This window comes from Flavobacterium piscisymbiosum, assembly GCF_020905295.1.
Classification (GTDB): Bacteria; Bacteroidota; Bacteroidia; order Flavobacteriales; family Flavobacteriaceae; genus Flavobacterium; species Flavobacterium piscisymbiosum.
Map to the genome: position 1 here is coordinate 3,367,634 of NZ_JAJJMM010000001.1, position 17,832 is coordinate 3,385,465.

The window sequence follows — 17,832 nt, forward strand, 5'->3', positions numbered from 1 at the left end:
CAAATAAAAACGCCTTCTGATTTTAGAAGGCGTTTTTTATTATTTCTTTTTCTGTTGTCCGGGAGCATATGCTTTTGCACTTTTGCTTCCTGACATTTTTTTAGCTTGTCCTGGTGGAATTTTTTGATTTCCGTTATTGTTGCTATTGTGAACATGAGTGCTGCAGCTAATAACACTAATAACAACAAATAAGACTACCATAATGATTACGGCAACTTTAGTGTATTTAGATGTTTTCATAGAGATCGTTGATTTTTTGTTTTGGAACAAATATATGGGATAATATGAATTTTAAACGATCCAGAGTCTATTTAGAGTATATATAAACAATGAAAGTTCGCTAACTATCAATACCTTTTATTAGTCTCTTGTAAATACATCTATTCAGTAAACAGTAGTAAAACTGATAAGTTTGCTACGGTTTTTTCTCCAAACTTGTATTTTCTGCTTATTTATTTTTTTTGAACTAATGTAAGAAATACTTCTTTTTTTGAGTGGGATATTTTTTTGTTATTTTAAAAGTAATACATCGCGTTTACGAGCATGATGCTCGTGTCAGAATCGGAAAAAATAACCTGATATCGTTCCTAAGGTTTTGTTTTAGATATTTAATTATTATTTATATTTCTTCTTCATTCGAAAAACTAAATTTGGTAGCAGAAATATTGATAATAAAAAAAGTATAGGGTCAATAAAATAGGTTAATCCAAGTGACAAAAAGTTATCAGGTTTTTTATAAAATAAAAAGTGACTTGATAGGTTTGAATGATAAACAACTATTTTATTTGGCTTCAATATAGAATAATCTTTGTGTCTCTCGTTAAAATAGGGATAGATAGTATTAGATAATGTTATTTGTGCGACTTTGTTATTAGAGCTTAATTTTCCTTTATATACAATTGATGTAGAAGTTGTATTTGAATGTGAGGCTGGATTATCAGAGCTCACTATAAGTGTATCACTGATTATTCCTTTTTTAGTAAATAAAAATGAATATGCTGTCTTTGTTTTTGGAAAATTATATGTTAATTCAATAATTAAGAAAAAGATTGAATAAATAATAATAACATAAAAAATGAATTTTTTCATACTTATAAACAGGTTAACATAAAATAAATGGTTTCCCTCTATTATTATATGTTGATTATTGTTTGTTTTCTTTCTTAAATTAAGGAACCCAAATAACCCGATCGCTCGGATATGGCAGATTTAGACAACTATAGCGTGGAAATTCTTTCCGTGCCCGCAAAGTATATCAATTTAGAAGAACTAACTTAAATTAATTTCTAAATCTGCATGATTGTCATTGAAGTAGAAAAACAATCTCTCAATTTAATAGATTTCTTTAATTATGACTTTTCTTGTGTTTTATAGCAACGGGCACGGAAAGAATTTTCGCGCTATCGTTGCGTTAATATATCTGAGCGATCGGGTTAATATTAAAAAACCTTCTGAAGTTTAACTGTAGAAGGTTTTTGTATTATAGTTTGTATGTTTAGTTAATTACGCTAAGTACTACAAATAGAATTACCAGAATAATTACTAAATATCTTGTGTATTTTGATGTTTGCATATTTTTTGAGATTAATTATCTAAATATTTTGAGAGCGAGGCTTTGTTTTTTTCTATCAATTGATTCAGAACGTTTATATTTATCATCTTCTGTGATTGATTTTGTGCTTTTAGTCTAATAGGTTCTAAATCTTTTTGAATAGGATCAGTGGAGTTTAAATCAATAAATGTATTAGATTTTAGTTTTAATATAAGATTATTGAGAGTGTTAAATAGGGGGGAATTAACTTCTGTTTTTCCTTTATTTTCTAAAAAAGTCTCTGTATAAAATTTGCCATTTTTTTTCGTATTTAATGATATAATAGGTGGAGTTATTTGAAGAAAATTTAAATTTATGAATTAATTTAATACTCTCATTTGTGGATGGAATTAGAAATTCTTCGATAGAATTTTTATATTTTTCAAGATTTTCAGGAGTGTTAATCAAGATGTCACTTCCCTTTTTATAGATTTGAAAAATGGAATTATCCAAACTAAAAGGCATGCTGATTTGACATTTAGTTACCGTTGGCATAATACCTAATTCTGCTTTTGTGTAGTGGTAATTTTCAATCCAATTTCTTTCATCTCTAATTTCTTTTAGATATTGTGAATTTTCTTCTTTGTACCAAGTTTTATAATACGAGTAGAAAGCATTTATATCTATAAGGTTATTTATTGATATCTTTCTCTTTATATCTTTAAGGAGATCATTGTTTTCTTTGTTATCCTGAAAAATGGAGCTAAGCTTTTTAGAATCAAGACCTTTAATTAATGTTTGAATATTTCCTTGATTAAACATATCATAAATATACCAACGATTGTTAATTTTAGCACAAGACATTACTGCTATAATTTGAAAAGGCAAGCCATCCATTGTTATTGCATATTTTACAAAATTTATCTTTTCCCCATTTTGATTAAACTCGTAGATAGATTCAATTTCTATATATTCTTTTTCTTTGTTTGATTTCTTTACTAAATTATAGTGCTCTTGATCTTTAACAGATTTATGATCTTTATCATAATAGTCACTTTTATCCCAAATGGAGTCAGAAGCAGAAAAATAAGATTGTACTAAACCTTCAACTTTAGTATAATCTATTTCTGAAGTATAATCTGTTTTGTTAATTCTGAGTGCGGGGTTAAAAGTTTTAAAAATGATTTCTTTTAGATCATTATACTCTAAAGGAATGCCTTCTTTTACATTAACTTGTGCAAATAAAGTTGTTTAAAAAAAAAGGATAATTATAGTTATTATTAAGTTTTTCATGTCAATTTTACTGGGGTTTTTCTTTCTTTTCTTTTGATCTTGATGTAATAAAATAAGGCCGGTATTATGGCTAACATAAATATTGGAGTCATCCAGTAGTCGCGCATTTCATAAGAAAAAGGACTATTTATTATGTTATCTTGTCGTCTGTAAATTATTTTATTTTTTACAGAACTTATTCTCCAAATTGGAATTTCACTTGTATTTTGATTTTCAACTGTGCTTGTAGAAAGAGTAATTCCGCTTTTTAATTTATCAGATTTGCAATATCCATAAAATATCCAAGAAGTTTTATTACTGCTACTGCTCATTGGGGGAATTTTTTCGTTTACCACCAATATATCTTTATGATAATATTTTTGAGGATTAAATGAGGCAAAAAATATCTTAGTCTTAGTAAAATCATTTACTATTTCAATTCCTATTATTGATACTCCTAAAAATATTAATATTAAACAAAGTGTTTTCATGGTTTTTTATTTTCTTTTACTAACATTATTTTTTCATTATACTTTTCTGTCTCCCACTTTTTCCCTAGAGTGTTTATATATCCAGATGCCTTTAATTCTAAATAAATACCCCGATCGCTCGGATATGGCAGATTTAGACAACGATAGCGCGGAAATTCTTTCCGTGCCCGCAAAGTATATCAATTTAGAAGAACTAACTTAAATTAATTTCTAAATCTGCATGATTCCCATTGAAGTAGAAAAATAATCTCTCAATTTAATAGATTTCTTTAATTATGACTTTTCTTGTGTCTTATAGCAGCGGGCACGGAAAGAATTTCTGCGCTATCGTTTCGTTAATATATCTGAGCGATCGGGTTTTTTGCAGATTATCTATTGACCATTTTTTCATAAGTTATTTTTTTATCCAATTTTAATATTTGTAAGTTACTCAATTTCTAATACACCATAAATATGGCAACCCCAATATTCCCGATATTCATCAATATCAAAAATTATCATATAAGATTTATTACATTCTTTAGGTTGAAAGAATTGATATCGATATAAAAAACTTCTTTCAGTATTATTCAGGTTTTCAAGTTTGCTAATTTGATGTTTTGCTAAAGTGTCTGTGGTTATTTGTTCGTTTTTTATTAAATCATTCAGCAAAAATGAAGTCTCAAATGATAAAATTACTTCATGTTTAATTCTACCATTTACACAATAAAAGCTAAAACTTAATTTTGAATAAAGATTTTGAATAGGAAAACTATTATCTCCTAGTTGTATTTTTTTTATAATTGAAATTTTATTCATAATAGCCTGATTTTTTCAATTTGAATTTCTTTCATGACATTTCATGCTTTTGTTATTATTAAAAATAATTTATATAATAAAGCGATTGCTGCCGCTAATAAAATAAAAATTGTCAGCCAAATTCCGAAAATACTCCAAAAGGAGTTTGAGGAATTAATGACTGCCTTATTCCATTCTAAAATCTTTCCTTTTTTTTCATTTAGTAATTTTATTTTAACAGAATCACCTTTTTTTATTTGTTCGATCAGATGTTGTTCTTCATCAGATAAAGCAAAAGAATTATCTGCATTTTGAATTTCGTAAATGTAATTTTTTGATCCTGTTTTTACTTTACAAAAAAAGATAGAAGTTGGTGGGTTGTCTCCGGAACTTTCCCAATAAGTATCAATTATATTTCCTGTTATAATTTGTCCGTAATTAAAATATTCTTGATATTCTAATTTGATTAAATGTGACGATATAAAGAATAGAATTGTAGAGATCAGTAATAAAATGGGAGCAAGAAAAACTTTCTTTAGTTGGTTCATTTGTCCTTCATGAATTGAATCCATAAATAAGTTAAAATAAAAGTTTTTTTTAAAATTATAATTTATAAGATTACTCTATTTTTTTCAAAATTTCAGGGATCAAGATATAGCCAAGAATTATTAAAATTAATAATACTAAGCTAACATAATCTACAAAGCCATAATAATTTCTTATTTGTTCTCTATTACGTTTTATCATTAGTACAGATTTTGAATCACCATTGTGAAGTTTTCTAAATATGACGGTATCCCCAATTAAGAACCATTTTCACAAAATGCAACTGTATATTCAGTTTTGAGAACTGAAAAATCATTTATTTTTAATGAAGTTTCTGATGCTATAAAAGTATACCTATTGTTTGTGAAGTTTTTTTTATGAAAGTTGAAAACATAATAAAAGCCTCCTGAATTTGATTCTTAGAAGGCTTTTTTAAGTTTGTAATTTATATGTTTTTAGCTGATAACGCTAAGAACTACAAATAAAATTACCAAAACGATAACTGCGTATCTTGTATATTTTGATGTTTGCATAGAAGTATATTTTAAATTAATTGTTTACTGAGATTAACAAATATAACAGTTTATTTTAATTAGCCTATATTCTTTTATATTAATATCTGAGTCTATGATTTACTTTATTAAGATGATATAAAAAAGAGTAAAATGATGTCATAAAAAAAGTCCTGAAAAATTTCAGGACTTTTTGATATTTATAAAAAAAGAGAATATTACGCTTCTTGCATAGTATGATAAACGTTCATAACGTCATCATCTTCTTCAATTTTTTCGATTAGTTTTTCAACGTCAGCGATTTGAGCTTCAGTAAGTTCTTTGGTGATTTGCGGAATACGCTCAAAACCAGAAGATAAAATCTCAAGACCTCTGTTTTCTAATTCTTTTTGTAAAGCACCAAAGCTTCCAAAAGGCGCATAGATTAAGATTCCGTCTTCGTCTTCAAAAACTTCTTCGGCACCAAAATCAATTAGTTCCAACTCTAATTCCTCAGGATCAAGATCACCTTTTGCAATTCTGAAATTACAAGTATGGTCAAACATAAACTCAACAGAACCCTGAGTTCCCATTGTACCGTTGCATTTATTAAAATAGCTGCGAATGTTGGCTACAGTTCTATTATTGTTGTCAGAGGCAGTTTCAATCAAAATCGCAATTCCGTGAGGAGCATATCCTTCAAACAAAATCTCTTTATAGTTGGCAGTATCTTTATTACTTGCATTTTTTATCGCGCGCTCTACATTGTCCTTAGGCATGTTAGCGGCTTTTGCATTTTGTATTACAGCTCTTAATCTAGAATTGGCGTCAGGGTTAGGACCGCCTTCTTTAACAGCCATAACGATGTCTTTACCAATTCTGGTAAATGTTTTGGCCATTGCTGACCAACGTTTCATTTTTCTTCCTTTTCTAAATTCGAACGCTCTTCCCATTTCTAATTTTTAGTTTTGAGATGCAAAAATACGGTTATTCCTTTTTTTAGCAAAATCAATTGTATTCTTTTTTAAATTATGTTTTGCGAATAATTTAACCGCTAAGATCACTAAGATTTACGCTAAGCTCGCAAAGGTTTTAAAGATTAATCTTAGATAACTTCAACAAGTTTTATCCATAATATCATTTTCAAAGTAGAAGACTTTGAAAATGTGATAAAATCTAAAATCTAAAATCTAAAATCTAAAATCTAAAATCTAAAATCTAAAATCTAAAATCTAAAATCTACTTCGCCGCATTAAACTCATTAATAACATTCACCGCTTCATTCAGGTACGGATTTGTTTTGAGATTATTAATCTGGTATTGATTTATGGTTTTGTCATTAGGATAAGCACCTAACAAAAACTGATTCACGGTAGAGTTATAAACGTCTAACGGATTATTTTCATCATTAAAAGTATTGATTTCTTTCCAAAGAGAATTTACAGTTTTTTTCTGTTTAAAAACCGCATCCAAAGTCATCGGAATCTCTGCTTTTGGCGTATTAACAAGCTGATCAATTTTAAGATTTATCTTTTTAATATTATTAAAGAAATAATTATCTGCCAATCGGTTCGTACTGTTTTTTGCCAGTTTATCGATGAGAGCTCTTTTTACGTAAGGTCTGAATTTTAAAGAGGTTTGAATGCTATCATTTTTAATAGCCGTAGGGAAATCGCTTTCCTTTTGATAAACACCTTCGTAAAATTCAGGTAAAACTACATCAGGTTTTACTCCAATATACTGATGACTTTTCCCTGTAACCCGGTAAAATTTGTTTATTGTAATTTTTAGAAAGTCGGTATTTTTAGTTTCGTCAAGCGAAAGAATAGTTTGCATCGTAGCTTTTCCAAGCGTATTGCTGCCTAACAATAGCGCACGATTATAATCTTGCATTATAGAAGAGAAAAATTCGCTTGCCGAAGCTGTATTACTATTCACCAAAATCACAATTGGCCCTTTATAAATCAAACCTTTATAAGGATCATTTATGACCGATGTACCATGTTTGTTATCTACAACAATCGAAAGCGGACCGTAATCTATAAACATTCCGGCCAGTTTTATGGCTTCTTCCATAGATCCTCCGCCGTTGTCAATTAAATCAATTACAAGGCCTTTTATATTATCTCTTTCCAGTTTTATCACTTCTCGAGCCACATCATCGGCACAACCTTTTCGGCTGTTACCATCCAAATCAGCATAAAAACTCGGAATTTTGATGTAGCCAATTTTACTGTCTTTGCCAATAATAAAACTGAAAACCGAATTATCTTCATCCTTCATTACCTGCTTTTCGATATACACATCAAAGCTTTTACCCGAATTTCGCTTTAGCGTAAGCGTAATACTTTTATTCGATTCAGACAAAATCATAGTCGAAATAGATTCTAACGAAGCACATGAAACCTGCAGCGATTCTTTTTGATTGGATATCGAAACAATCTGATCGCCTTTTTTTATTTGCCCCGTCTGATAAGCCGGGCCATTAGGGTCAAGTTCTGCTATAATAATTTCATTTTTTTCGTTTAGGCTCACAGTCATCCCAAGAGACAAATGTTCTTTTGATAACGAAGCAACAAAACTCGTTTTAGAATCATCACTAAAATAGGCTGTATGCGGATCAAAATAAGTACAAAAGTAATTGTAGAGCTTTTCTTCCTGTTTCGTATTGGTTTCTAAAAGTGTGTTTATTCTGCAAATTTCATTTGCAACAATCAGGTTTTTAGACTTTAATTCAATCGACTTAAAATTAGTTTTAAGAGAATCTAAATTATCACTGGATTCAGCAATTTCGTCCAGAATCTGATAACGGATTTTTTTAGACCATACTTTTTCGAGATCTTCTTTTTTAAGGTAAAAAGCAAAGGATTTTTTATAAAACCTGATGGTGTCTTTTTTAGCATAATCCATCGGTTCTTTTTGAATTTTTTCTAGAACAGTTTTCGTTCTCAAAAGGCCCTTTTTATATACAGATGTAATATCGGCTAAAAAATCACAATGATCGCTCAGGATAAGGTCATCCAGATTGGTACGATATTTATCGGCTAATTCGTCATATTCAGATTTATAAAAGATGTTTCTCGAGGGATCTAATTCATTAATTAAATTATCAAAAACAAAAACCGATAAACTATCGTCTACCAGTTTTGGTCTAATATGTTCCTCCTGAATAAGTGCATTTATTTTGTTTAGTATTTCACAAGTGTTGTCGCTACTTTGACTAAATACAACATTGGTAAACAACATCAATACTAATAATATTTTTTTCATAAATCGAAAATCTTCGTTTAGACTAAAATTACACTTTATTTTTTGATAAAAAGTTACAATTTTTCTAAAATTTCTTACATCGTAACGATTTGTTTTTAATAGGCGATTTTCAAATCACTAAAAAAAATAGCCACGAATTCATGAATTATTTGATAGCGTTTAAATAAAAAATTCGTGAGTTCGTGCCAAAAAAAAATGCGCTACTTTTAAGTAACGCATTGCTGAAATTTTTATATTAAAAACTATTTCTTGTAAAAAGGTAATTTAACCACTTTAGCCGGAACATCATTTTTTCTGATTCTAATAAAAACATCGCTGTCAACCGCGCTATTGTTTACTGTAACATATCCTAAACCAATACCTTTATTCATAGAAGGCGACATTGTTCCCGAAGTTACAATACCAATTACTTCGCCAGCTGCATCAACAATTTCGTAATCATGTCTTGGCACCGCGCGTTCCTGCATTTCAAAAGCTACCAATTTTCTCGTAACACCAGCTTCTTTTTGTTTTTTCAAACCTTCAGAATTGGTAAAATCTTTAGTAAATTTAGTAATCCATCCCAATCCTGCTTCAAGCGGAGAAGTAGAGTCATTAATGTCATTTCCGTACAAACAGAAACCCATTTCAAGACGCAAAGTATCACGAGCCGCTAATCCAATTGGTTTAATACCAAAAGCTGCACCAGCCTCAAAAACTTTATTCCAGATCGCTTCAGCATCTTCATTTTTGCAGTAAATTTCAAATCCACCAGAACCGGTATAACCAGTTGCAGAGATAATTACATCATTAAAACCAGCAAAATCAGCCACTTCAAAATGGTAATAAGCAATCGCCGATAAATCTATAGAAGACAAAGGCTGCATAGCTTCAACCGCTTTTGGCCCCTGAATCGCTAATAAAGAGTAATCATCAGACAGGTTTTTCATATCAACACCCAAATCATTGTGCGATGAAATCCAGTTCCAGTCCTTGTCAATATTCGAAGCATTTACAACCAATAAATACTCTTCCTCTTTCATTTTATACACAATCAAATCATCTACGATTCCGCCTTCATTGTTTGGCAAACAAGAATATTGCGCTCTACCAATCGTCAAAGTCGAAGCATCATTCGAAGTTACTTTCTGAATCAAAGCCAAAGCATTTGGCCCCGTCAACAAAAATTCACCCATATGCGAAACGTCAAAAACGCCCACACCAGTACGAACCGTTTCGTGTTCAGCGTTAATTCCCTCATAAGTAATAGGCATATTATAACCCGCAAAAGGAAGCATTTTCGCTCCCAAACTCTCATGTATGTGCGTAAGCGCAGTATTTTTCATTGTGTTGTTTTATAAAATTGTGTCGCAAATTTATTCAAAAAATATATAAAAATGATAGTCTAAATTATAAATTTCGCAATAATTGGGAGCAATTCCAGCTTTTCGTTACAAGTCCTCATAAAAAAAGCAAAGTTTCTAATGTTCTAAAAAGAGCTTCCGTTGGTCGCTTTTTTAGAACAAGAAACTTTTGCTTTTTTTACTCCGGGCTTTTCACTGCAATCTGGGCTAGGACATTTCGATAATAAGAAACATTTTCTTCTTCAATTTTTATGTAACTTTAATTAACTAATTTAATCCATTGGTGTAAGCGTAAAAAAAATAATTAAACACATAGAAACATAGCTTTTATGATTTTGAAAAAGTAAATTAAAAAGAAACTCGTTTCTCACACATAGTCCCGATAGCTATCGGGATGTGTTAATGCAAGTAAAACGCCTTTTCTGAATTCAATCATGCTAATGTTTCTATGTGTTTAAAAAATATACTCAACGTGCTATTTATTAAATTAAGAAAGAGCGTACAGCAGCCAAATTAAAAATCCGTTTTTATCCGCGTTTTTACGAAGTAAATCCGTTTTATCCGCGTTAGAATTAACCTAAATTCATAGATAATTAAAATATTACAATAGATAAATAAGCTCAAATGAAAGATCCGCTTTTAATCACAAAAGAAGAAATTCTAAAATTCTACAAGCCCGTAAATCCTCATACACACAAAGGACTTCAGGGCCACGCAGTGATTATTGCCGGAAGTTACGGCAAAATAGGAGCGGCAGTTTTAGCATCAAAATCCTGCCTAAAATCCGGTTGCGGACTCGTAACTACTTTTACACCAAAATGTGGCTATCAAATCCTTCAAATCTCAATTCCCGAAGTGATGGTTGTCACCGATGAAAATGCCAATTTTATCACCAATATTCATTTTCCTATTCAGCCACAAGCCATCGCAATTGGCCCCGGAATAGGGAAGGAGCTGGGCACACAAAAAGCCTTATTCGAATTTTTAAGAATCAACAAAGTACCTTTGGTACTCGATGCCGATGCGTTAAACATCCTCGCCGAGAATCAATCCTGGTTAGCATTAGTTCCCGAAAACACAATTCTTACACCACATCCAAAAGAACTCGAACGCTTAATAGGCAAATGGAATTCAGAATCCGAAAAATTTCAAAAAACAATCGCTTTCTCCGAAAAATACAAAGTGATTATCGTCATGAAAGGCGCACCAACCTACATCATCAATAAAACCGAAATCTACGAAAATACAACAGGAAATGCAGCCTTAGCCACCGCAGGAAGCGGCGACACCCTAACCGGAATCATAACAAGTTTTGTAGCGCAAGGTTACGAACCCAGATATGCCGTAAAATTGGGCGTTTATCTTCATGGCCTAACAGCCGATATTGCTTTGCCACAAACAGGATATCAATCTTTTATAGCATCAGATATTATTGAGAATCTTGGTAAAGCATTTTTGAGCTTGGAAACTTAAAAAATTAACCGCAAACGACGCTAAGGTTTATGCAAGGTTCGCAAAGATTTTTTGTTGTAGCTTGTTGCATTAAGCTTGTCAGGCTGAGCGAAGTCGAAGCCCACGTTCCAATTGGCAAGTCCTTCGACTTCGCTCAGGATGACATAAAATGAGAATAAATCTGCAAAATCTGTATGAACAAGAAAAAAATCTAAAATCTACCTTCTACAATCTAAAATCAAAAAAACGTAAGTTTGTAATATCAAAGATTAGAAACTTAGCAACTCAGTTTCTTAGCATCTTTGAATCTTAAAAAAAATGAAAAACAATTTCGATCTTAGAACGGTAAACGTTACCCGATATATAACGCCTTTGCGCGAAGGCGGTTCTTTACCCGCTTTGGCAGAAGCCGATGACGATTTTAAATACGTCCTAAAATTTAGAGGAGCCGGTCACGGCGTAAAAGCCCTAATAGCCGAATTAGTAGGCGGACAAATCGCAAAAGCCCTTAAATTACAATTACCCGAATTGGTTTTTGCTAATCTCGACGAAGCCTTTGGCAGAAACGAAGGCGATGAAGAAATTCAGGATTTACTACAAGGAAGCCAGGGATTAAATCTGGCACTTCATTTTTTATCCGGTGCTATTACTTTCGATCCTGTTGTAACAACTGTAGACCCAAAACTAGCGTCGCAAATTGTTTGGCTTGATGCTTATATTACCAATGTCGATCGTACATTCAGAAATACCAATATGCTGATTTGGCATAAAGAATTATGGCTTATTGATCACGGTGCATGTTTGTATTTTCATCATTCCTGGAACAATTGGGAACAACACGCCAAAAGCCCTTTTGCATTGATAAAAGATCATGTTTTATTGCCACAAGCCTCACTTCTAAAAGAAGTTGACGCCGAATATAAAGCACTTTTAACACCCGAAATTCTGGTAGATATTGTAAATACAATTCCAGAAGAGTGGCTGCAATGGGAAGACACAGATGAAACTCCCGAAGCTTTGCGAAATGTATATTTACAGTTTTTGCAAACCAGATTAAATAATTCCGAAATCTTTGTAAATCAGGCTCAAAATGCAAGATAGTCACTTATATGAGTATGCCGTAATTCGTGTTGTGCCAAGAGTAGAGCGCGAAGAATTCCTGAATATCGGAATCATTTTGTTTTGTAAAAGAGCCAAATTTATAAAAGTATTGCATCACATAAACGATGCTAAAATCGAAGCCTTATCAAACGATTTTGATATCGAACAACTGCATTGTAATATAATAGCATTAGAAAAAATAGTAAACGGAACCAAAGACAGCGGCCCAATAGGAGCAATGGAGATTCCGGAACGTTTTCGCTGGTTAACCGCTATTCGTAGTTCAGCGATTCAAACTTCCAGACCGCATTCAGGATTATCTCAGGATTTAGAAAAAACGATTCAGCGTTTGTTTGAAGAACAGGTGTTATAATCGTTTTAAACCATATAAGTTATATAAGAAAATTTAAGCCTTTACTTAAAATAATCTCGCAAAGATGCGAAATCGCAAAGAATTATAAGAAAAAAATTTTGCGACTCTGCGTCTTTGCGAGATTATAAAAATAGGCTAAAACAAAAACTTAGCGTCTTAGTGCCTTTGTGGCAAAAAACAGTAAAAAAAATAACCATATAAGTTATATAAGAAATCATAAGCCTGGTGACTTAAATTTCCTCATAAACTTATATGGTTTAAAATAAAAAAAAACTAAAAAACTAACTCATATTATTAAAACGATCCGCAGATGTTTCCGCCTAAAGTAGCTCCTGCATTTGCAGAAACATCAGCTTTCACAGCCGTTTTATCCAGTTTTACGATCGAATAAGGAGGAGTGAAAGCGGTTTTACTTCCTGTTTGATTTCCAGATGTATTGGTGAAAACATTATCAACTGCTGTAACAGCTGTATAACCTGTCATCAAATCAATAGGAGTTTTTACACCTTCAAAAACGTTTGCTTCAACACGAATATCAGCTTCAAAACCGGCAGCGATACATTTATTGCTCACAGTACTGTTAAAGAAACTGTTTACGATATGCACTTTTCCAAAACGTACTCTTGGCATTCTTTCTTTGCATCCCGGAGCCCACCAGCAACGAGCGAAAGTAATTCTTAATTTTCCACGATCTCCTGTAGCACCGTCGCTTGAACCAATTAAGTTAGAATATCTGTGATCATCAGATCCTCCTGAACCTCCGGCTTTTGGTGGTTTCAGGTAATGAAATTTAGAATAAGTAACCGAAATATAATCAGATTTGTTTTTGATGTCAAAGTTTCCGTCGACACCATCTCTAAATTCGCAGTGGTCAACCCATACGTTTGTACATTCGTCAAGAATAGCATTATCCCAACCGTCAGTATCGTAAGCACCAGGTCCTTCAAAAATAAGATTTCTGATAATGATGTTCTTACATCTTTTGATGTTGATAATACCAGATGCATCTTTAGTTTGATTAGTCGAAACTAATTTTGCACCATTCGCACCATAAATAGTTTTACCTGTTTGATCCTGAAATGACAATCTTGTTGTAACAGTAATGGTACCCGTAACTTTGATCACTTTTACAGAACTGTTTTCAATTGCAGATTTCAATTGAGCATACGTAGTAACATTTGTTTCAGCAGCAGTTCCTCCACCAGTTACACTTCCGTTTTGCGAAGCCCATCCCGGAACCTGCGCACAGTTTCCAATTTTTGCGGTTACACTACCAGATACAGGTGTAGTTGTTTCAATACTAGCACTCTCATCATTTGCAGACGAAGCAATTTCTTCCGTGTTACAGGCTGTAAAACCTAAAATCAGTGTTAGTAAGAACACTGACATTGTTGATTTAATTTTCATAATAATAAATTTGGGGGTTTATATAATTTAACACTGCAAAACTGACTATAAATATTTGCTAAAAAGTTGAACAAGTTCAATATTTTGAAAATAAATTGATTAAAAGTGTTTTTTTAACAGTTGTTAATTTACAAAAATGCATAAAAAGGGTACTTTTACGTAATCGATTACATTATTTTTCATTCATTCACCTACTTACGCCCCTGAGTAAGAATAAAAGTAAAAAACCACATGTATAAAAACCTACGATTAAGTATTGAACTCAAAATTCCGTTAACAGATCAAGAATGGAATTTTATTGTTGAAAAAGCCGAGTTCATAAAACTCAAGAAGAATGAATTTTTACAGATTCAGAATTCTAATAGTTCCTACGAAGGCTTTATTTTAAAAGGTGCTTTCAAAACCTACATTTTGAATGATAATGGTACCGAAAGTGTAATTTTCTTTTCGTTCGAAAACGAATGGATGTGTGACCTCGAAAGTTTCTATCATCAAAAGCCTACAACCTACAACATCAAGGCGATAGAAGACAGCGAGATTCTGGTGATTAACAAAACAAACAAAGCAATTTTATTTGAGCAAGTACCCAAGCTAATCCAGTTTCACATCATTATGGTCGAAAAAGCCAATATTGCCATTCAGCAAAGACTTATAGATGTCTTAAACAAAACCTCGAAACAGAGGTATCTGGAGTTTATTGAGAAACATCCGCAAAAAGCAGATAAAATCAATAACAGAAATTTGTCTTCTTATCTTGGTGTGTCGCACGAGTTTTTATCGAAGATTAAAAAGAGGTGCTAAGGTCCTGAGATGCTAAGTTTCTAAGACTTTAAAAAAAATCGCGCAAAGTCGCTAAGTCGCAAAGAAAGTAAACTTAGCGACTTAGCGTCTTTGCGCGATTAAAAAATTTAGCGAACATCGCGTAAAACCTTGCGTTCTTTGCGGTTAAACCTGAAACATTCCAAATTAAAAAACCAATATTCCGATAAGGCATTCATTAGAAAGATGAGTTATTACATTTTCCTTTTCTGGATTTTCAATGACTAATAAATCATGAGGTTGTAGATTGTATGACTTCTCATTAATTGTAATAACTGTTGTATCTAAAGAAAATAAAATTATTATTTGAGCATTACAATTCTGATTACCATTTGCTATTTTCAGTTTATGATGGCTTATTATTTCAGAAACCATCCAATTAAAATCAGTACCTTTTGTATAAGAAGTCACTTCATCATCCGAATTAAATTCCATAATTTCATATTTCTCATATATTTTTTTCTCTTTGTTTACCTCAATATCAAGAGCGTTATCAAGCATAACCAAATAGCGATGATAGCCCTTAAATTTGGTAAACTCTAAAGGAACTTTTTCTATTGTAGCACTGCTTATTCTGAATGCAAAATCTCTATCGGCATAACTTGCTGTTTCAGGATAGATCGTATATTCATAGGTCAATCCGCCACTCCAAATAGAGGCTTTGCTGTCTTTTTTAGGCAAAAAGCTTATTTTCATTTATTGAATATTTTATATGACTTCAAGTTTCCAGATGGATTTTAACCTTGCTTTTAAATGAACTTATATCACTTATATGGTGAAAAAACTTTGCGCCTTTGGGAGATTATAAAAGTCAAGCAATAAAAAGCTTAGCGAACTTAGCGTAAACCCTTGCGATCTTAGCGGTTAAATTCTCAAAGGCTTTTCTCTAAATAGATAAACTCCAATGGCTTATCAGAAATGTTAATATGAATATTGCTTGAAGGAAAAGCTTCTCTTTTGCCAGTATCCACATAACCATGACGTTTGTACCAGGCAATAAGTTCTGCACGAACCGAAACAACCGTCATACTAAGAGTAGACAATCCTAAAGATTTAGCATGATTTTCGGCTTCAGCCAACATCTTTTTCCCGATTCCTCTATTTTGCAATTCAGGAGAAACCGTCAACATTCCCACATACAATTGATGCTCTTTCTCAACCAACAAAACCGACCCAATAATTTGATCGTTCTCAGTAAATTTCAAAAATGTATTTTTAGGATCTAAAATGATTTCAGTTAATTCTTCTTCGGTGGTTCTTTTTCCTTCTAATAAATGAGCTTCTGTAGTCCAGCCTTTTTTAGAAGTTTCTCCTCGGTATGCTGAGTTTATTAATATGTTTAATGATGGAATATCTTGTAATGTTGCTTTTGTAATCATGTTTATATTATGCGGTTTTTAATATTTGAATAGCCTCCTGCTTTAGCTGGAGGAACAAAATTATGATATTTAGCATTGGCTTTAGCCGAAATTGTAGTAAGTTATTTTGTTTTTCTATTGATTAAATAACAATAAGTAAAATGAGCTGCTAAAACTAAAGTCATCCCAATGTTCCAGTAGATGTGAAAGTAATCAAAGTAGTTGTGAAATCCACAATAATTTTGAATAGCTTCTTCCGGTAAACGAAAATAAAGAGGGAAGACAATTAAAAAAAGCGATAGAAATATTGATAGAATTATAAAACGGCCATATTTAATTTTAAAGTGATCCGCAATGCCATAACATAGCATTTGAATAATTAATATTATAAGGAAAAACTTCTCCATGATTTAAATTTTATTGACAAAGCAATTGCATTCTTTATTAAATAAAGCAATTAAAAAGAAGGTTTAATTAATGTAGAAATACTCTGTATTTTCTAAAATTTTATTTTCTTTAGTTTGAAAAAGCACATTTTCTCTTATTTTTTCTTTATCAATATAAATTTTTCCTTGTTTAAATTGACCAGATATGTTTATTTTTCCAAACTTATTATTATCAAGAAATATGATACTGTCATTTATTTTGTAATTTCCATAATGATGAGTTCGTCCTCCCCAGCTTCCACTTTTAATGATATATTTTCCATCTTCTTTTAAGTCGATAATTAGCCCATTTCCACTTGCGTGAATGTATGTTTTAGAATTTTCTAAACTTTCATAATAGAGATAAAGCCCTAAAGTAAAAAGGATAATGAAAGAAGCTAAAAAAGTTGGAAGTAAATTATAAATGTTTTTATGCTTTTTGAAAATTTTAAAATTTTCAGGAATTACATTTGATAATAAGATAATTTCTAAAACGCCTAAAATGATGTAGAAAAAAGGAGCAAAAACATTATCTGCCTGATATGATCTGTAAAGGATAAAAATAAATAATCCTCCCACAATAGTGAGTTGAATTATTCTTTTAGTCTGTTTTTTCTCTGCCATTAGATTATTTGCTTCTTTGAGATTCAAACCAAATTAATTGATTTTTAATTCTTTCAATAATATCTAAATCATGGTCATTGTGGATATCTCTCAAATTATAATTGGGATTTCGAGGATCAGTAGTTTCCTGAAATTGATTAACACCTAAATTAAAAAGTGCTTGCCCAAATCTTAAACTTGGATTTTTTTCTAAATATTCTTCTAATAAATCAAGTATGATCCTATGTTCTTTTTTCATTTGAAATTAATTTTCTTTATTTCCCACCCGCTGCGCGAAGTCTCCCGACTTCGTGCACATTACTATGTTCCACATAAATTGCTCAATTGGAACGGGTACGAAGTCGGGAGACTTCGCACAGCGATCGTAATACTTTGCAGAGCGGGTGCAAGCTGAAAAAGATAAAGTGGAATATTTAGAGAAATTATTGAACGGGAAATAACGTTTTAGACATATTAAATAAAAAAAAGAGCTTACTTAATAGATCTCTTTTTTGTTTATTAGTTATCATGGATATAATGCTCATTCTAATAAGACATAATTAATAGTTGTCA

18 protein-coding genes are annotated in these 17,832 nt (G+C 31.6%); 4 read left to right on the forward strand and 14 right to left on the reverse strand.

Annotated features, from left to right (window positions below):
• Window positions 1-39: 39 nt before the first annotated feature.
• From LNP81_RS14720 to gcvT, 9 genes are all read right to left on the reverse strand, one after another.
• Window positions 40-240, reverse strand: a complete 201-nt coding sequence (locus tag LNP81_RS14720; protein ID WP_230037068.1) for a hypothetical protein — start codon at window positions 238-240, stop codon at window positions 40-42.
• A gap of 375 nt (window positions 241-615) precedes the next feature.
• A complete protein-coding gene (locus LNP81_RS14725) occupies window positions 616-1,089 on the reverse strand; it encodes a hypothetical protein (RefSeq protein ID WP_230037070.1) in 474 nt (157 codons plus the stop codon).
• A gap of 724 nt (window positions 1,090-1,813) precedes the next feature.
• The gene (locus LNP81_RS14730) at window positions 1,814-2,428 is read right to left on the reverse strand and encodes a hypothetical protein (protein WP_230037072.1); all 615 of its coding nucleotides are present in this window, start codon (window positions 2,426-2,428) and stop codon (window positions 1,814-1,816) included.
• Between the two features lie 392 nt (window positions 2,429-2,820).
• Window positions 2,821-3,294, reverse strand: a complete 474-nt coding sequence (locus tag LNP81_RS14735) for a hypothetical protein (RefSeq protein WP_230037075.1) — start codon at window positions 3,292-3,294, stop codon at window positions 2,821-2,823.
• 426 nt (window positions 3,295-3,720) lie between these two features.
• Window positions 3,721-4,092 (reverse strand): hypothetical protein, encoded by a 372-nt coding sequence (locus LNP81_RS14740; protein WP_230037077.1) that lies wholly within the window; start codon window positions 4,090-4,092, stop codon window positions 3,721-3,723.
• A 41-nt stretch (window positions 4,093-4,133) separates the two neighbouring features.
• Window positions 4,134-4,643: a hypothetical protein gene (locus tag LNP81_RS14745; protein ID WP_230037079.1), complete on the reverse strand. Its 510-nt coding sequence runs from the start codon at window positions 4,641-4,643 to the stop codon at window positions 4,134-4,136.
• Window positions 4,644-5,347: 704 nt separating this feature from the next.
• Entirely contained in the window at window positions 5,348-6,061 is a 714-nt protein-coding gene (locus LNP81_RS14750) for a YebC/PmpR family DNA-binding transcriptional regulator (protein WP_029269334.1), read from the reverse strand.
• A gap of 286 nt (window positions 6,062-6,347) precedes the next feature.
• The gene (locus tag LNP81_RS14755) at window positions 6,348-8,378 is read right to left on the reverse strand and encodes a S41 family peptidase (RefSeq protein WP_230037081.1); all 2,031 of its coding nucleotides are present in this window, start codon (window positions 8,376-8,378) and stop codon (window positions 6,348-6,350) included.
• 242 nt (window positions 8,379-8,620) lie between these two features.
• Window positions 8,621-9,703: a glycine cleavage system aminomethyltransferase GcvT gene (gcvT, locus tag LNP81_RS14760; RefSeq protein ID WP_230037083.1), complete on the reverse strand. Its 1,083-nt coding sequence runs from the start codon at window positions 9,701-9,703 to the stop codon at window positions 8,621-8,623.
• 642 nt (window positions 9,704-10,345) lie between these two features.
• Here gcvT and LNP81_RS14765 point away from each other — a divergent pair.
• From LNP81_RS14765 to LNP81_RS14775, 3 genes are all read left to right on the forward strand, one after another.
• The gene (locus LNP81_RS14765) at window positions 10,346-11,194 is read left to right on the forward strand and encodes an NAD(P)H-hydrate dehydratase (protein WP_230037084.1); all 849 of its coding nucleotides are present in this window, start codon (window positions 10,346-10,348) and stop codon (window positions 11,192-11,194) included.
• A 297-nt stretch (window positions 11,195-11,491) separates the two neighbouring features.
• Window positions 11,492-12,274 carry a HipA family kinase gene (locus LNP81_RS14770; protein WP_230037086.1) on the forward strand — a complete coding sequence of 261 codons (783 nt, stop codon included), beginning with the start codon at window positions 11,492-11,494 and terminating at the stop codon, window positions 12,272-12,274.
• The gene (locus LNP81_RS14775; RefSeq protein ID WP_230037088.1) at window positions 12,264-12,647 is read left to right on the forward strand and encodes a DUF3037 domain-containing protein; all 384 of its coding nucleotides are present in this window, start codon (window positions 12,264-12,266) and stop codon (window positions 12,645-12,647) included. The genes LNP81_RS14770 and LNP81_RS14775 overlap by 11 nt, the downstream gene beginning before the upstream one ends.
• A gap of 294 nt (window positions 12,648-12,941) precedes the next feature.
• Here LNP81_RS14775 and LNP81_RS14780 read toward each other — a convergent pair whose 3' ends face one another.
• Entirely contained in the window at window positions 12,942-14,054 is a 1,113-nt protein-coding gene (locus LNP81_RS14780) for a pectate lyase family protein (protein ID WP_230037090.1), read from the reverse strand.
• Window positions 14,055-14,285: 231 nt separating this feature from the next.
• On the opposite strand from LNP81_RS14780, the gene LNP81_RS14785 reads away from it, so the two are divergent.
• On the forward strand, window positions 14,286-14,855 hold the full coding sequence (locus tag LNP81_RS14785; RefSeq protein WP_230037092.1) for a Crp/Fnr family transcriptional regulator: 570 nt from the start codon (window positions 14,286-14,288) through the stop codon (window positions 14,853-14,855).
• A 165-nt stretch (window positions 14,856-15,020) separates the two neighbouring features.
• Here LNP81_RS14785 and LNP81_RS14790 read toward each other — a convergent pair whose 3' ends face one another.
• The 4 genes from LNP81_RS14790 to LNP81_RS14805 form a co-directional block, all read right to left on the reverse strand.
• A complete protein-coding gene (locus LNP81_RS14790) occupies window positions 15,021-15,569 on the reverse strand; it encodes a HutD family protein (protein ID WP_230037094.1) in 549 nt (182 codons plus the stop codon).
• A gap of 176 nt (window positions 15,570-15,745) precedes the next feature.
• The gene (locus tag LNP81_RS14795; protein WP_230037096.1) at window positions 15,746-16,252 is read right to left on the reverse strand and encodes a GNAT family N-acetyltransferase; all 507 of its coding nucleotides are present in this window, start codon (window positions 16,250-16,252) and stop codon (window positions 15,746-15,748) included.
• A gap of 449 nt (window positions 16,253-16,701) precedes the next feature.
• Window positions 16,702-17,280, reverse strand: a complete 579-nt coding sequence (locus LNP81_RS14800; protein WP_230037097.1) for a hypothetical protein — start codon at window positions 17,278-17,280, stop codon at window positions 16,702-16,704.
• 4 nt (window positions 17,281-17,284) lie between these two features.
• On the reverse strand, window positions 17,285-17,518 hold the full coding sequence (locus tag LNP81_RS14805) for a hypothetical protein (protein ID WP_131425538.1): 234 nt from the start codon (window positions 17,516-17,518) through the stop codon (window positions 17,285-17,287).
• Window positions 17,519-17,832: the final 314 nt, after the last annotated feature.

What these genes read in the sequence shown, in the direction of transcription:
- LNP81_RS14780 (WP_230037090.1), bottom strand. Translation starts at nt 14,054, where the DNA reads ATGAAAATTAAATCAACAATGTCAGTGTTCTTACTAACACTGATTTTA.
- LNP81_RS14765 (WP_230037084.1), top strand. Translation starts at nt 10,346, where the DNA reads ATGAAAGATCCGCTTTTAATCACAAAAGAAGAAATTCTAAAATTCTAC.
- LNP81_RS14730 (WP_230037072.1), bottom strand. Translation starts at nt 2,428, where the DNA reads ATGGATGGCTTGCCTTTTCAAATTATAGCAGTAATGTCTTGTGCTAAA.
- LNP81_RS14735 (WP_230037075.1), bottom strand. Translation starts at nt 3,294, where the DNA reads ATGAAAACACTTTGTTTAATATTAATATTTTTAGGAGTATCAATAATA.
- LNP81_RS14795 (WP_230037096.1), bottom strand. Translation starts at nt 16,252, where the DNA reads ATGATTACAAAAGCAACATTACAAGATATTCCATCATTAAACATATTA.
- LNP81_RS14720 (WP_230037068.1), bottom strand. Translation starts at nt 240, where the DNA reads ATGAAAACATCTAAATACACTAAAGTTGCCGTAATCATTATGGTAGTC.
- LNP81_RS14740 (WP_230037077.1), bottom strand. Translation starts at nt 4,092, where the DNA reads ATGAATAAAATTTCAATTATAAAAAAAATACAACTAGGAGATAATAGT.
- LNP81_RS14750 (WP_029269334.1), bottom strand. Translation starts at nt 6,061, where the DNA reads ATGGGAAGAGCGTTCGAATTTAGAAAAGGAAGAAAAATGAAACGTTGG.
- LNP81_RS14785 (WP_230037092.1), top strand. Translation starts at nt 14,286, where the DNA reads ATGTATAAAAACCTACGATTAAGTATTGAACTCAAAATTCCGTTAACA.
- LNP81_RS14800 (WP_230037097.1), bottom strand. Translation starts at nt 17,280, where the DNA reads ATGGCAGAGAAAAAACAGACTAAAAGAATAATTCAACTCACTATTGTG.
- LNP81_RS14805 (WP_131425538.1), bottom strand. Translation starts at nt 17,518, where the DNA reads ATGAAAAAAGAACATAGGATCATACTTGATTTATTAGAAGAATATTTA.
- LNP81_RS14745 (WP_230037079.1), bottom strand. Translation starts at nt 4,643, where the DNA reads ATGGATTCAATTCATGAAGGACAAATGAACCAACTAAAGAAAGTTTTT.
- LNP81_RS14725 (WP_230037070.1), bottom strand. Translation starts at nt 1,089, where the DNA reads ATGAAAAAATTCATTTTTTATGTTATTATTATTTATTCAATCTTTTTC.
- LNP81_RS14790 (WP_230037094.1), bottom strand. Translation starts at nt 15,569, where the DNA reads ATGAAAATAAGCTTTTTGCCTAAAAAAGACAGCAAAGCCTCTATTTGG.
- LNP81_RS14770 (WP_230037086.1), top strand. Translation starts at nt 11,492, where the DNA reads ATGAAAAACAATTTCGATCTTAGAACGGTAAACGTTACCCGATATATA.
- LNP81_RS14755 (WP_230037081.1), bottom strand. Translation starts at nt 8,378, where the DNA reads ATGAAAAAAATATTATTAGTATTGATGTTGTTTACCAATGTTGTATTT.
- LNP81_RS14775 (WP_230037088.1), top strand. Translation starts at nt 12,264, where the DNA reads ATGCAAGATAGTCACTTATATGAGTATGCCGTAATTCGTGTTGTGCCA.
- gcvT (WP_230037083.1), bottom strand. Translation starts at nt 9,703, where the DNA reads ATGAAAAATACTGCGCTTACGCACATACATGAGAGTTTGGGAGCGAAA.